Source organism: Pseudomonas moraviensis (assembly GCF_900105805.1).
Classification (GTDB): domain Bacteria; phylum Pseudomonadota; class Gammaproteobacteria; order Pseudomonadales; family Pseudomonadaceae; genus Aquipseudomonas; species Aquipseudomonas moraviensis_A.
Genome location: NZ_LT629788.1, coordinates 5273806 through 5288468, shown reverse-complemented (window position 1 = coordinate 5288468; position 14663 = coordinate 5273806). Strand labels below are relative to the sequence as shown.

The window sequence follows — 14663 nt, the reverse complement described above, 5'->3', positions numbered from 1 at the left end:
GCTTAGAAGAGAAAAGTGTCATCTGGTTCCGTGGCCGAACGCCTATTTATCAGCCCGCCCGTCCGGCTTTTGTCGGTAAATCAAAAACTTTGTGCAGCTGTCGAGCATTTCGTCGACTTTCCCCGCAAGCGCCTAATCTTTGGCGCGCCGCGGTCGAAATAAGAGCAGCGCAACGCTGCCGAATATGGCAAATTGCCGCCCTTTCCTGACCAGCCCCTTCGCGGTAGTTCATTCGATGACCAGAAACATGAAATTCAGCCACAAGATCCTGCTGGCTGCCGCCCTCGTAGTGGCCGTTGCGTTCGCCTGTTTCATCTTGTTCAACGACTATCGCCAGCGTCAGGCCTTGAGCAGCAGCACCGAAGCCACCATGCAGGAATTGGGAAGCCTGACCACCAGCAACATCCAGACCTGGCTGGAAAGCCGCATCCAGTTGCTGCAATCGTTATCGCAGCAGGTCGCGGTCGACGGTAACGCACCCGCCAGCCTCAAGCGCATCATCGACCTGCCCGCCTACACCGGCAATTTCCAGCTCAGCTATTTCGGTGGCGCTGACGGCGTGATGTTTTCCGTGCCCGCCGGCAACCGCGCGCCGGATTACGATCCACGTGCGCGTGGCTGGTACAAAGCGGCGAACAGCGCGCAACAGACTATCGTCACCGAACCGTACATCGCCGCTTCGTCGGGCAAACTGGTCATCACAGTAGCGACGCCGGTGCAGCGCCAGGGCCAGATGCTCGGCGTCGCCGGTGCGGACATCGACCTGACCAGTGTCAGCGCAATCATCAACTCGCTGAACTTCGGCGGCCACGGGCACGCGTTCATCGTCAGCGCCGAAGGCAAGATCCTGATTCACCCGGACAGCAAACTGGTGCTCAAAACCCTCGCCGAGGCCTACCCGAGCGGTGCGCCTCAAGTCAGTCCGGGCCTGAAAGAAGTCGAGTTTGATGGCAAGACCCAGTTGATTTCCTTCACTCGCGTCAACGGCGTGCCGTCGGCCGACTGGTACGTGGCGCTGGTGCTCGACAAAGACACCGCGTTCTCTATGCTCAGCGAATTCCGCACCTCGGCGCTGATCGCCATGGTGATCGCCGTGCTGATCATCATCGGCCTGCTCGGCATGCTCATTCGCGTGCTGATGCAGCCGCTGCTGACCATGGGCCGTGCGATGCATGACATCGCTGAAGGCGAAGGCGACCTGACCAAACGTCTGGTGATCCACGGCAACGATGAATTCGGCGCACTGGGCACTTCGTTCAACCGCTTCGTCGAGCGCATTCACACCTCGATCCGCGAAGTGTCCTCGGCCACCGGCCAGGTCAACGAAGTCGCCCTGCGCGTGGTCGCCGCCTCGAACTCCTCGATGTACAACTCCGACCAGCAGGCCAACCGTACCAACAGCGTCGCCGCCGCGATCAATCAGCTCGGCGCTGCCGCCCAGGAAATCGCGCAGAACGCCGCCCTCGCCTCGCAGCATTCCAGCGATGCGCGCAGCCTTGCGGTCGACGGCCAGCAGGTTGTGGATAAAACCATTCAAGCCATGCAGCAACTGTCGGCGAAGATCAGCGATTCCTGTGGCAACATCGAAACGCTGAATAGCAACACGGTGAACATCGGCCAGATTCTCGAAGTGATCACCAGCATTTCCCAGCAGACCAATCTGCTCGCACTCAACGCCGCCATCGAAGCTGCGCGTGCCGGTGAGGCTGGGCGCGGTTTCGCCGTGGTGGCCGACGAGGTGCGCAATCTCGCGCATCGCACCCAGGACTCGGCGCAGCAAGTGCAGAAGATGATCGAAGAGCTGCAAGTCGGCGCACGCCAGGCGGTGACCATCATGACCGAGAGCCAGCGCGAGAGTGAAAGCAGCGTCGGCATCGCCAACCAGGCCGGCGAGCGTCTGGGCAGCGTGACCCAGCGCATCGGCGAAATCGATGGCATGAACCAGTCGGTGGCCACTGCGACCGAGGAACAAACGGCCGTGGTCGAGTCGATCAACGTTGATATCAACGAGATCAACACACTGAATCAGGAAGGCGTGGAGAACTTGCAGGCGACGTTGCGGGCGTGCTCGGATCTGGAGCAGCAGGCGGCACGTCTCAAGCAACTGGTTGGTAGCTTCCGTATATAAAGATCAAAAGATCGCAGCCTTCGGCAGCTCCTACAGAATGAATGCTTTACTCATGTAGGAGCTGCCGAAGGCTGCGATCTTTTCTGCGGTCAGAACCGCGACCCGGGTTTGGAAAGAAATACCAACTCTTCATCCGTAGACTCCCGCCCCAACACCGCATTGCGATGCGGAAACCTTCCAAACTGCGCAATCACCTTCCGATGCCGCTCGGCATAGTCCAGGTTATCGGCAAACACTACGCGCTCCGCCTCCGGCTGTTCAGCCAGCAGCGCCATGAAGCGCGATACGGCTTCGTTCTGCGCCGCGAGGTTTTCGCAGTGTTCGAACACCAGATAAATGAACACGCGCTGAATCGCCTTCAATTGCCGATCAAAATCCGCCGCAACGCCTTGCGCGACAAGTTTCTGTGCAAGCAGATCACCGGAAAATGCTTTGGGGGTGTCGCGATAGATCATGCGCGGCAGTTGATCGAGCAACAGCACAACCGCCAGCCAACCTTCGGGACATTGCGTCCACTCGGTCAATTCACCGGCCAGGGCCTGATCGACAAAGACCCCGAAACGCGTCTGCGCTTCGAGGTCCTGGCTTTTCCGCTTACCGAACCACAACTTGCCCTTTTCGGCCGCTACTGCGTTGGCTGATTCGGCGTGTCCGAACCACCAGTCGAGCAACGGCTGCCAGGGCGCGTGCATGGTTTATTCCTTGTGGTAGGCCGTGGCGCGGGCGACTTCTTCTTTCGAACCAAGGAACACTGCGACGCGCTGGTGCAGGCCTTCCGGCTGGATGTCGAGAATGCGCTGATGACCATCGGTGGACGCGCCGCCGGCTTGCTCAACGAGGAACGACATCGGGTTGGCTTCGTACATCAGGCGCAGCTTGCCCGGCTTGGACGGCTCGCGGCTGTCGCGCGGGTACATGAACAGACCGCCACGGGTCAGGATGCGATGCACGTCGGCGACCATCGCCGCGACCCAGCGCATGTTGTAGTTCTTCTTCAACGGCCCTTCTTCACCGGCCAGCAGCTCGCCGACATAGCGCTGCACCGGGGCTTCCCAGTGACGCTGGTTGGACATGTTGATGGCGAATTCCTGAGTGGTTTCAGGAATGGTGATGTCTTCGTGAGTGAGGACGAAGCTGCCCATTTCACGATCCAGGGTGAAGCCTTTGACGCCGTCGCCCAAGGTCAGCACCAGCATGGTCTGCGGGCCGTAGATCGCGTAGCCGGCGGCCACTTGCTGGGTGCCTGGCTGCAGGAAAGCTTTTTCGTTCAGCGGTTCGTTCTGGCTGAGGTATTCGTTCGGGCAACGCAATACCGAGAAGATCGTGCCGACCGGGGCATTGATGTCGATGTTCGACGAGCCGTCCAGTGGGTCGAATACCAGCAGATAGGCGCCCTTCGGATATTTGCCCGGGATCTGGTAGGCATTGTCCATTTCTTCGGACGCCATGCCGGCCAGGTGACCGCCCCATTCGTTGGCTTCAAGGAGGATTTCGTTCGACAGCACGTCGAGCTTCTTCTGCACTTCGCCTTGTACGTTCTCGGTGCCCATGCTGCCCAGAACACCACCCAGGGCGCCTTTGGACACGGCGTGGCTGATCTCCTTGCAGGCACGCGCCACCACTTCGATCAAAAAGCGCAGATCGGCAGGAGTGTTGTTGCTGCGGGTCTGCTCAATCAAATAGCGACTCAAGGTAACGCGGGACATGGACGGCTCCGGTGGAATGGGGGGCGGAAAACCCGCGCAGTTTACAGGGAGTCTGAAAACCTAGCGAGCAAAGACGCCGGCTAACGTGCGCCTGGGTTTATTTGCCTGTATGAGACGTGATTGTCGGTGGAGAGTTCAGGTGTCGGATTGAGCGTAGTTGGAAATGGGCCGGGTGGGGGTTAGGCGAAGCGACGGTTTCAGGATTTTTGTCGGCAGGCAGACCGCTATCGCGAGCAGGCTCACTCCTACAGGGGAAATGCGGTCCATTGTAGGAGTGAGCCTGCTCGCGATCGGATGCGCAGCATCCGCCTTGTCAGGTGCTGGTCGGGGATTTGCGCAACAGGCTGAACGCCATCGCCCCGAGAAACACCACGCTGAGCAGCAACACCGCCCACAAGCCGATCTTCTTCCAGTTGGTCCCGGCCACCGCAGCCGTCGTCGCCGTCGAGGTCTGCGTAACCAGCGCCTCGTCTTGCACCGTGGCCTTGCCCAGCGCGGCCAGCATCTGCGGTTTGAAATCCGGAATAAGCGTTGCCAGCGGCAGGTTCGCCGCTCTCACATTGGAGTTGCCCAGCGCCAGGCTGTACGGCCCTTCGCCCCGGGCGAGGAAAATCACCTGCGTGGCGCGCACCGCATATTTCAGGTCCGGCGCCTGCTCACCCAGACCGCCGCCGCGCTCATCCACGATCAGCTTGAGTTGCTGCACGGTCTGCCCGGAAAGCGCGATTTCGTTCTGCACCACGTCCTGATTGTTCTGGGTCAGGCGATACAGCAAGCCACTGCTGATTGTCTGCCAGGGCAAGTTGCTTTCGCGCCGGCCAGCCAACGTGACCGGCGCCAGGCTGTTCGGCTGTTTCAGCTCCACCTGCACCCGCTCCACATTCAGCCCCATCGGCAGCTGCCAGCTGTATTCCCCTGATTTGGCGCTGCTGCCGGCCACGTTTGGCGACCAGACCAAGGGCAGCGGCAGGTTGCGCGGGTCGCTGCTTTTCAGTTGCGCCGAGGTGAGGATCGGTGCCGAGCCCGGCGACTCCCACAGCAGGCGCACATAGCGCGCAGTCTGTCGCGGAAGGGTCACTTCGTGCTGTTCGATGCGCTCATCGGAAAAGGTCAGGCGTGCCACCTGGCCCTCGCCCCATGACTGCCAGTGCTGCAGATCGTCGCTGGCCTCGATGCTGAAACGCTGGAAACCGTCGCGTTCGCTGGTCCAGTCGAGGATGAGTTGCTGCAACGGCGCCTTGATCGCGCTGGCATCGAGCAACCAGCCGCGCAGCACTTCTTCGCCCGCTTCCAGTTGCGAGGACGGCTGCACTTCCACCAGCGTGCCGTTGGTGGTCGACTGCACGCGCACATTCGGCGCACGCTCGCTGGCGTCGGCGGCGTTGTACAGCGGGAACCACTTGACCTCGTGCAACTTGCCGTCGTCGCGGGTCTGCGCAGACTCGCGAGCCAAAGCGTAAGCCTGCGCTTCGCCGGCAGCGTTGAATACGCGCAGGTCGCTGAGATCGGTCTGGCGCGCCTGCAATTGCGCGCTCAGCGGCAGGTCGAGGCGATACCACGGGCCGTTGCCACTCACCGACAATGGCACCTGCGAGGCGAAGTCCGCCGGTTTTTCCTGAGCGCCGGCCACCATCACCACGCCCAGCGCCAGCCACCCCAGATTCAGCATGCGACTCAAGATGCAACTCCTTCGGTTTCCGGCGCGGGTTTGTCCGCCGCCGGTTCAGCCTCGACGCGTTTGGGCGGCAGCGGCGCAAAGTAGCCGACCACCAGCAGCAACACGCCAACACCGATAAACGAGACGATCCGGGCGAGGCCGCCACGGTTGCTCAGTTCGACAAAAACCAGTTTGGCCACCACCAGCGCAGTCAGGGCCGCGCCGATCAGCCACACTTCGCGGCGATGGCGCAGATGGCCGCCGATCATCAGCCCCAGCGCCATCAACGTCCAGACGATCGACAGACCGGCCTGCACCAGCATCGAAGCGAGCAGTTGATCAAGCTCGAACGGAATGCCGGCCCAGTGATGCGCAGCGCGAGTGACCAGCGCGGTACAGAAAGCGAACAGCGAAACCCCGGCGATCAGTTGCGTGGCGTGGTCGGCGTAATCCTGGCGGACCGACAACTGCGTAACGGCGCTGCGCGACCAGACATAAACACCGAACAACGCAAACAGCAGACCCAACTCCAATGGGTTGAGCAGCGGCACGTAGGGCAACGGTTCGGGATTGCCATCGCTGACGCCATTGGCCAGCCAGAACCACGCCAGCATCAGCACCGCCAACGGTACCGCCGCATACAAGCGGTACTCGCGGGTGAACGCGGCGACCGGCCACGGCCAGTCGCGCGGTGCCGCCATCAGCAACAGATAAACGCTCGGCAGAATCGCCCAGCCCAGCCAGCGCCAGGCGTTGTATTGCTCGGACATCAGCAGCAGGCCGTAACGCAACTCCAGCGCCAGCACGCCGATCAGCAGCCAGCAACCCAGCACATGGGCCGCGCTCAACGCACGCGCCGGCAACATCGACGCCAGGCGGCGCAGGCTGAAGAAATGCACCGCGAACAGCAGCGGCCACGCCAGCCAGCCGAAGTCGGCGGCCGGGTGATAACGCGCATGCCACGCACCGAGCAAGACCAGCGCCGCCGCCGGAATCAGCAAGGTGCAGAGCAACCCCAGCGCCGGCCATCTCAGACGCAACGACAACAGCGTCCACAGCGCCACACTGATCGCCGCCACCAACAGCAACAACGTGCCCTGCAGATTCGGCGAAGCAAACCGCAGCACTTCGCTGATCCACGCCAGCGCCCACCACGCGGCGCCCCAGACCAGCAGCACTTGCGACAAGCGCTGCAAACTCAACGCATCGAAAGCACTGGCAGGGTTGCCCAGTTGCAGGCGCCACGCGCCGATCAGCGCCGCCAGCCCGAGCACCAGCGGCGTCCAGAAGCCACCATGGCCCAGAGGCCGCAGTCCTTCGCTGGACAATGGCCCGAGCAATTCCGGGCCGGCGAGCAAAAACGCGGCGCCGCCGATCACCTGCAACAGCAACCCGAAGACGAAACTCAGACGCTGTTGCAGGTACAGGCTCAGCCAGATGATCAGCAAGCCGCTGGCCGCCCACACCGCACTCGCGGTCTGCCACGGCAAGACAAAGAGCACCGCCAGATTGATCAGCACCAGCCCGGCCAGCAGCACCACCGACAAGCCATGCAGCAGGCGCACATCGGCGCGCACCATTTCATCCCGCGCGGCCAGGAGCATGCCGGCGATCAACGCCAGACCGATCAAGGACGCACTGAGCAAACCACTCCAGCCCGCGCTCAATACCGCCGCCGAATCTTCACCGGCGCCTTGCAGCCGCAACAGGAACAACGCGCCGCCCAGCAACTGCACGGCGACCGCGGTAAACAGGAACGTGCGCGATTGAATCCGCAGCCCGACAAATAATGTCGCCAACCCGGCCAAGGCCCAACTGATCGCCGTGCCCTGGATGAACAGGAACAACGGTGCCAGCAGATAAAGGAACGTCAGGCCCAGACAAGCCAGCAGCGCAAGACCTTGGCGCTCCCACGGCGAACTTTGCTCCGGCGTGGCTTTGCGCAATTGATGGAAGCTGAACAGCAACGCAATCCCGAGCATCAGCGCGCCCAGCGGTGCGCCGTCGAGCAGACTGCTCTCGCCGAGCTGCAATTGACCGAGAAACGCCAACGCCGAACCCAGTTGCAGCAACAGCGCAAAAACCCGGGCGAACGGTCGATGCTGACGCAACCCTAGCCAGAAAATCCCCGCGCCTTCGACGGCCCACGCCGCTGACGTCCAGCGTGCATCGAGCCCCAGCGGAATCGCCAGGCTGGCAAAAATCACCCCCAGGGCCAGGCAGGTTTCACCGAGCAGCATCGCCCGCCCGCCCATCAGCACTCTGGCCAGCGCCATATAGATCATGCCTAGCGCCAACGCGCTGAAAGCCGCGGCAAATTCGAGGTGCTGGACCAGCGCGAACTGCAAACCAAAGCCAATGATCGGCGGGCCGAACAGCATCGTTCCGTCGACGTAATCGCCCTTGCGTGCCGACCACTGCAGCAACGCCTCACGGTCAGTATCCGCCGGGGCATCCGCCATCTCGCGCAATTTGCGCCGGGTGAACAGCAGGCCAATGGCGAGGTACATGAGGAAAAACAAAATCAGGAACGGCTCGGTGCTCCATAGCAGTTCCGGGGTGTATGAACGCAGGCCCCAGGCGAAACCGATGCCGAAGGTGCCGACGAAGCCGATCAGGTTGAGCAGGCGCCAGGCCTTGAACCAGGCGATGGCGAGAATGCCGGCATTGAGCAAGGCGAAATAGCTGAACAGCGCGACGTGATTGCCTTCGCCGGTAGACGTCAGAATCGGCGCGGCGAAACCGCCGAGTGCCGCCGCTGCCGCCAGCCCCAGCGCATCCTGAGTGATCGCCAGAATCGCCGAGAACACCGTGACGGCCACCAGCAGGCCGAGTGCGGCGGAGGGATCGAGCAACGGATGCAGACGCATCGCCGCAAACACCGTCAGGTACAACACCGCGATCCCGGTGCCTTGCAGCATCAACGCATAGTGGCTGTTGCGCCGGCGCAGCCACCAGCCCAGCGCCAGCAGGGCCAATGCTGCTGCCGCGACCCCGGCGTAACGCAACTCGATCGGTACCACCATGCCTTCGGTGGCGTAACGCAGCAAAAACGCCAGACCGAAAAACAGCAGCACCACGCCGACGCGCAGCACGGTATTGCCGCCGAACAGCCAGTTGCGCGCCGCGCTGATGCCGCGTTCGATCAGGTTAGGGCCACGGGGTTCGGCTGGTTGTTGCGGAGAGGCAACAGGCGCCGGCTCGGCGCGCCAGACATCGGCCGGTAGCGGCTGACTGGTTTCGCGGGCGGCGGCTGGGATCGGTTCGAGCTCGGGAGGCAGCTCCCAGATCAGCTCAGGGGTCGGGGCGGCCTGCTCAGCCACGTCGACGGGTTCGGCGACCGGCTCGACTTCAGGTGGCGGGGTTGGCGCATGCGAGGGCGAGCCCTCCAGCACAAACAGCCGCTGAGCCACGCCCTGCAAGGCTTCGCGCACCTGTTCGAGTTGGCGCTGCTGCTCCGCCGCCTGCGCGCCAAGGCGTGCAATGCGTAGCGTCTGGCCGATGACCAGTCCCAGCAGCGCCCCCAACAGCGCGCCACTGAATGACTCGTCAAACAGTCCACCGAGCACCAGCCCGATCAACATGAACATCCATTGCATGGTCGATATCCCTAAGCAGCCCCGAGGCGAGGCGAGTCCGGCGATGGCTTCAGTCTAGGCACAAACCGTGTGGGAGCGAGCCTGCTCGCGAAGGCGGATTGTCAGCCAACATTTCTGTTTAAGTCGACGATCGCTTCGCGAGCAGGCTCGCTCCCACAGGGTACGGCGGTGATTGATGCCTTGTAACCGGCGCTCAGTATATCGATCCGGCCCAACAAACGTCGGGCCTTGCGCAGATTTGTCGGGGAAAGTTACTCCAAAGCTTTCCAGATATCCGTGGCGTACTCGCGAATCGTCCGGTCCGAGGAGAACCAGCCCATCCGCGAGGTGTTGAGCACCGCCGAGCGCCACCAGTTCTGCGAGTCATGCCAGTGCGCATCGACGCGCTTCTGCGCTTCCCAGTAGGAGTCGAAGTCGGCGCAGACCAGGAAGCGGTCATAGTCGATCAACGAGTCGATCAGGCCGGTGTAACGCGAGGTGTCATCCGGCGAGAACACACCGCTGCGAATCGCTTGCAGCACATCGTTCAACCGATGCGAGGCGGCGATATCGGGCACGGCGCTGAACTCGTGGTTCTGCTTGCGCGCTTCAACCTGTTGCGCGCTGAGGCCGAAGATGAACATGTGCTCGGCTCCGATGCGCTCGCACATTTCCACGTTGGCACCGTCGAGGGTGCCGATGGTCAGCGCGCCGTTGAGGCCGAACTTCATGTTACTGGTGCCCGACGCCTCGAAACCGGCGGTGGAAATCTGCTCGGACAAGTCCGCCGCCGGGATGATGCTTTCGGCCAGGCTGACGTTGTAGTTGGGCAGGAACACCACTTTCAGCAGCCCGCGCACGGTCGGGTCGTTGTTCACCACCCGAGCGATGTCGTTGGTCAGTTTGATGATCAGTTTGGCCTGGTGATAACTCGCCGCCGCTTTACCGGCGAAGATCTTCACCCGTGGCACCCAGTCGACTTCCGGCTCGGCACGAATCGCCTGGTACAGCGCCACGGTGTGCAGCAGGTTGAGCAACTGGCGTTTGTATTCGTGGATACGTTTGACCTGCACGTCGAACATCGCCGCCGGGTTGACTGCGATCCCCAGGCGCTCGTGAATCAGATAGGCCAGCGCCTTCTTGCTGTGCAAGCGCTGCTCGGCGAAGGCTTTGCGGAACGCGGTTTTCTCGGCGAACGGTTCGAGGTCGAGCAGGCGCTCCTCGGGATGGTCGAGCACGTCCGGGCCGAGGGCATCGACCAGCATCGAGGTCAGTTCCGGGTTGGCCTGATACAGCCAGCGGCGGAAGGTAATGCCGTTGGTTTTGTTGTTGATCCGTTCCGGATAGAGCTTGTGCAGTTCGGCGAACACGGTTTTGCGCATCAGCTGCGTATGCAGACCGGACACGCCGTTGACGCTGTGCGAACCGAGGAACGCGAGGTTGCCCATGCGCACCCGCCGGCCGTTGTCTTCTTCGATCAGCGACACGGCGCGCAATACATCGAAGTCGTGAATGCCCTTGGCCCGCAGCGAGTCGATGTGCTGGGCGTTGATCAGATAGATGATCTGCATGTGCCGCGGCAGCATGCGCTCCATCAGGCCGACCGGCCAGGTTTCCAGCGCTTCCGGCAGTAGCGTGTGGTTGGTGTACGACAGAGTATCGACGGTGACTTGCCACGCCGCGTCCCATGCGACGTCGTAGACATCGACCAGTTGGCGCATCAGTTCGGCCACCGCGATCGACGGGTGAGTGTCGTTGAGCTGGATCGCCGCGTGATCACCGAGGGTCAGCACCGAGCTGTGCATGTTGCGGTGACGGCGCAGCAGATCCTGCAGCGAAGCGGCAACGAAGAAATATTCCTGGCGCAGACGCAGCTCTTGGCCGGCTTCGGTGCTGTCTGCCGGGTAGAGGACACGGGAGATACTTTCGGCGCGGGCCACTTCAGCCACGGCGCCCAAGTGGTCACCGGCGTTGAAGCGTTCCAGGTGCAGATCTTCCATGGCGCGGGCACGCCACAGACGCAGGGTGTTGACGCTTGCCCCGCGCCAGCCGACCACTGGTGTGTCGTAGGCAATCGCACGCACGGTTTCCGCCGGCGACCAGACCTGACGGGTTTTGCCGTTGGCGTCGGTGACGGTTTCGACGCTGCCGCCGAAACCGATCGGGTACACCACTTCCGGCCGTTCGAACTCCCATGGGTTGCCGAAATCCAGCCAGTGTTCGGTCTGTTCCTGTTGCCAGCCATCGACAATCGCCTGCCGGAACAAGCCGTGCTCATAACGAATGCCATAGCCATGGCCGGCGATGCCGAGGGTCGACATGCTTTCCATGAAGCACGCCGCCAGACGACCGAGGCCGCCGTTACCAAGCGCCGCGTCGGGCTCCAGCAGACGGATGCGCTCCAGGTCGACGCCCAGTTCGGTCAGCGCTTCACGGGCGACGTCGAGCAGGCCGAGGTTGCTCAGACTGTCGTAGAGCAGGCGGCCGATCAGGAATTCCAGCGAGAGGTAATAAACGCGCTTCTGGCCTTTGCGGTAGATCTGCCGGGTGTGGTCCATCCAGTGTTCGACCATGTGATCACGCGCCGCCAGAGCGATGGCTTCGAACCAGTCATGGTCGAAGGCGTGATCGGGGTCTTTGCCCACGGCATAGGTGAGTTTGGTCAGGACGGCGTCGCGGAATGCGGCCACCTCTGCTTCGCGAACTAGTGGTTCTTGAGTCATCAACAGGACCTCGAGCGAGCGGGAAATTTCTGAGCCTAGACGGTCTGACCGGCGGTTACGGCTCTGGTTCGGCAGTATTTGCCCGGACTGTGCGCCGGTGCGACATAACCTTGGCGGATGAGCCAATGAATGCAGGGGCCGTGCCGCCCTGGCGGGCAAAATGCGATCGCGGTGAAAATATCCGGCGAAAGGTTGTTCAAAATTCCACCGCTCCCGGTATGATCGCGCGCCCTGATGCACACACCCCTGGTAACTCCCGATGATGAAGCCCAACCTGATCGCCGCCGCCGAGATTGATCGTCTCGATACGTGGGCCAAATACTCTGCGCCGATGTGTGGCTCGTGCATGTCCAGCTGCTGCACGCTGCCGGTCGAGGTCAAGATCAAGGATCTGGTGCGCATCGGCGTGGTCGACGAGTTCGAACTGGGCGATCCGCCGAAGAACATCGCCAAGCGTCTGCAAAAGGAAGGTCTGGTCGAGCGCTTCAATCAGAAGTCGGGGATCTTCACCCTGCAGCGCATGAGCAACAACGACTGCTATTACCTCGATCGTAAAAGCCGCCTGTGCACCATTTATGACAAGCGCCCGGACACCTGCCGCAACCACCCGAAAATCGGCCCGCGGCCGGGGTATTGCGCTTACAAGCCGAAGGAAGTCGAGCGAGTGCAGAATTTCCGAGCGATTGAGAAGTTTTAACAGCAAACCCTCACCCCAGCCCTCTCCCAGAGGGAGAGGGAGCCGACCGAGGTGTCTGGCGCCATACACCGACCTGAAAAAACCAGTCGATTATGGATTCGGTGAAGCCCGCCAAATCGATTCTGGATTCGGCAGAATTCGCTCAGGTCGATGCATCTCCTGAGCATCCCCCAATCAGTCCCCTCTCCCTCTGGGAGAGGGTTAGGCTGAGGGGCTTTTGATCCCGGACAAACAAAAACGCCCCCGGTCTCGCGACCGGGGGCGTTTTCTATTCCAGGGCTGAATTACGCCTTGGCTTTCTTGGCAGCGCGGGTACGCTCGCTTTCGTCGAGGATCTTCTTGCGAAGACGGATCGACTTAGGCGTGACTTCGCACAGCTCGTCTTCCTGGATGTATTCCAGAGCCTGTTCCAGAGTGAAGCGAACAGGTGGGACCAGAGCGATGGTTTCGTCTTTACCCGAAGCACGCATGTTGTCGAGCTTCTTGCCTTTGGTTGGGTTGACACCCAGGTCGTTGTCGCGGCTGTTCTGACCAACGATCTGACCGTTGTAGATCTCCTGGCCGTGTTCTACGAACAGCTTGCCACGAGCCTGCAGGGTTTCCAGCGAGTAGGTCAGAGCCTTGCCGGTTTCAACCGAAACCAGAACGCCGTTCTGACGGCCGGACATGTGGCCCGACTTCACTGGAGCGTAACGGTCGAAGATCGAGGTCAGGATGCCAGCACCGTTGGTCAGGGTCAGGAACTGGTTACGGAAACCGATCAGACCGCGAGCAGGGATGTTGTATTCCAGACGAACACGGCCCTTGCCATCCGGCACCATGTTGCTCAGGTCGCCCTTACGCAGACCCATCTCTTCCATGACCTTGCCCTGCGATTCTTCAGGGATGTCGATGGTGACGTTTTCGAACGGTTCCTGCTTCACGCCGTCTACTTCACGGATGATCACTTCAGGGCGGCCCAGGGCCAGCTCGAAGCCTTCGCGACGCATGGTTTCGATCAGTACCGAGAGGTGCAGCTCACCACGGCCGGAAACCTTGAACTTGTCAGCCGAGTCGCCTTCTTCAACGCGCAGTGCAACGTTGTACAGCAGCTCTTTGTCCAGACGATCCTTGATGTTACGGGAGGTCACGAACTTGCCTTCTTTACCGCAGAATGGCGAGTCGTTGACCTGGAAGGTCATGGAAACGGTTGGCTCGTCAACGGTCAGCGGCTTCATCGCCTCGACGGTGTTGATATCGCACAGAGTGTCGGAGATGAACAGCTCGTCGAAGCCGCTGATGCAGACGATGTCGCCGGCTGCTGCTTCGTCAACGTCAATGCGGTGCAGACCGTGGTGACCCATCAGCTTCAGGATACGACCGTTGCGGCGCTTGCCGTCGGCGCTGATAGCGACAACCGGAGTGTTCGGCTTGACGCGACCGCGAGCGATACGGCCAACACCGATAACACCCAGGAAGCTGTTGTAGTCCAGAGCGGAGATCTGCATCTGGAACGGACCGTCACGGTCAACGGCCGGAGGCGGAACGTGGTCGACTACTGCCTGGTACAGCGGAGTCATGTCTTCCGCCATGGCGGTGTGGTCCAGACCGGCAATACCGTTCAGGGCCGAAGCGTAAACAACCTGGAAGTCCAGTTGTTCTTCGGTCGCACCGAGGTTGTCAAACAGGTCGAAGATCTGGTCCAGAACCCAGTCCGGACGCGCGCCTGGACGGTCAACCTTGTTGATCACCACGATTGGACGCAGGCCGGCTTCGAAAGCCTTCTTGGTCACGAAGCGGGTTTGCGGCATAGGGCCGTCTTGAGCGTCAACCAGCAGCAGAACGGAGTCGACCATCGACATTACGCGTTCAACTTCGCCGCCGAAGTCGGCGTGGCCCGGGGTGTCCACGATGTTGATGTGGTAGCCGTTCCAGTTGATGGCGGTGTTCTTCGCCAGAATGGTAATACCGCGCTCTTTTTCCTGGTCGTTGGAGTCCATCACGCGCTCGTCGTTGAGCTCGTTGCGCTCCAGAGTGCCGGATTGACGCAGCAGTTTGTCTACCAGGGTGGTTTTACCGTGGTCAACGTGGGCAATGATGGCGATGTTGCGTAGATTTTCGATCACTTGTGTATCTCGATCAGAGGATTCGGTTTGCTGACAAGTCATGGCAGCGATTAGCAGTAGTGTCCGGCA

The 14663-nt window shown here is 61.4% G+C and carries 8 protein-coding genes; 2 read left to right on the top strand and 6 right to left on the bottom strand.

All coding sequences use genetic code 11. From position 1 onward, the window contains the following. The first annotated feature begins 235 nt into the window (after nt 1–235). Nucleotides 236–2128 (top strand): methyl-accepting chemotaxis protein, encoded by a 1893-nt coding sequence (locus tag BLU71_RS23750; protein WP_197680933.1) that lies wholly within the window; start codon nt 236–238, stop codon nt 2126–2128. Between the two features lie 89 nt (nt 2129–2217). Here BLU71_RS23750 and BLU71_RS23745 read toward each other — a convergent pair whose 3' ends face one another. The 5 genes from BLU71_RS23745 to BLU71_RS23725 all read right to left on the bottom strand — a co-directional run bounded on the left by BLU71_RS23745 (nt 2218) and on the right by BLU71_RS23725 (nt 11792). Next, nucleotides 2218–2820, bottom strand: a complete 603-nt coding sequence (locus BLU71_RS23745) for a DUF924 family protein (protein WP_083354009.1) — start codon at nt 2818–2820, stop codon at nt 2218–2220. Nucleotides 2821–2823: 3 nt separating this feature from the next. Further along, the gene (locus tag BLU71_RS23740) at nt 2824–3834 is read right to left on the bottom strand and encodes a class 1 fructose-bisphosphatase (RefSeq protein WP_039756611.1); all 1011 of its coding nucleotides are present in this window, start codon (nt 3832–3834) and stop codon (nt 2824–2826) included. A 313-nt stretch (nt 3835–4147) separates the two neighbouring features. After that, entirely contained in the window at nt 4148–5512 is a 1365-nt protein-coding gene (locus tag BLU71_RS23735; RefSeq protein ID WP_083354008.1) for a DUF3999 domain-containing protein, read from the bottom strand. Next, nucleotides 5509–9090, bottom strand: coding sequence for a DUF2339 domain-containing protein (locus BLU71_RS23730; RefSeq protein WP_083354007.1), 3582 nt, complete (start codon nt 9088–9090; stop codon nt 5509–5511). Before BLU71_RS23730 ends, BLU71_RS23735 begins: the two co-directional genes overlap by 4 nt. 251 nt (nt 9091–9341) lie before the next feature. After that, a complete protein-coding gene (locus BLU71_RS23725; RefSeq protein WP_042608653.1) occupies nt 9342–11792 on the bottom strand; it encodes a glycogen/starch/alpha-glucan phosphorylase in 2451 nt (816 codons plus the stop codon). A gap of 259 nt (nt 11793–12051) precedes the next feature. On the opposite strand from BLU71_RS23725, the gene BLU71_RS23720 reads away from it, so the two are divergent. After that, nucleotides 12052–12489: a YkgJ family cysteine cluster protein gene (locus BLU71_RS23720; RefSeq protein WP_025110918.1), complete on the top strand. Its 438-nt coding sequence runs from the start codon at nt 12052–12054 to the stop codon at nt 12487–12489. 284 nt (nt 12490–12773) lie between these two features. Here BLU71_RS23720 and typA read toward each other — a convergent pair whose 3' ends face one another. Further along, nucleotides 12774–14594, bottom strand: a complete 1821-nt coding sequence (gene typA / locus BLU71_RS23715) for a translational GTPase TypA (protein ID WP_016772102.1) — start codon at nt 14592–14594, stop codon at nt 12774–12776. Between the last annotated feature and the right edge of the window lie 69 nt (nt 14595–14663).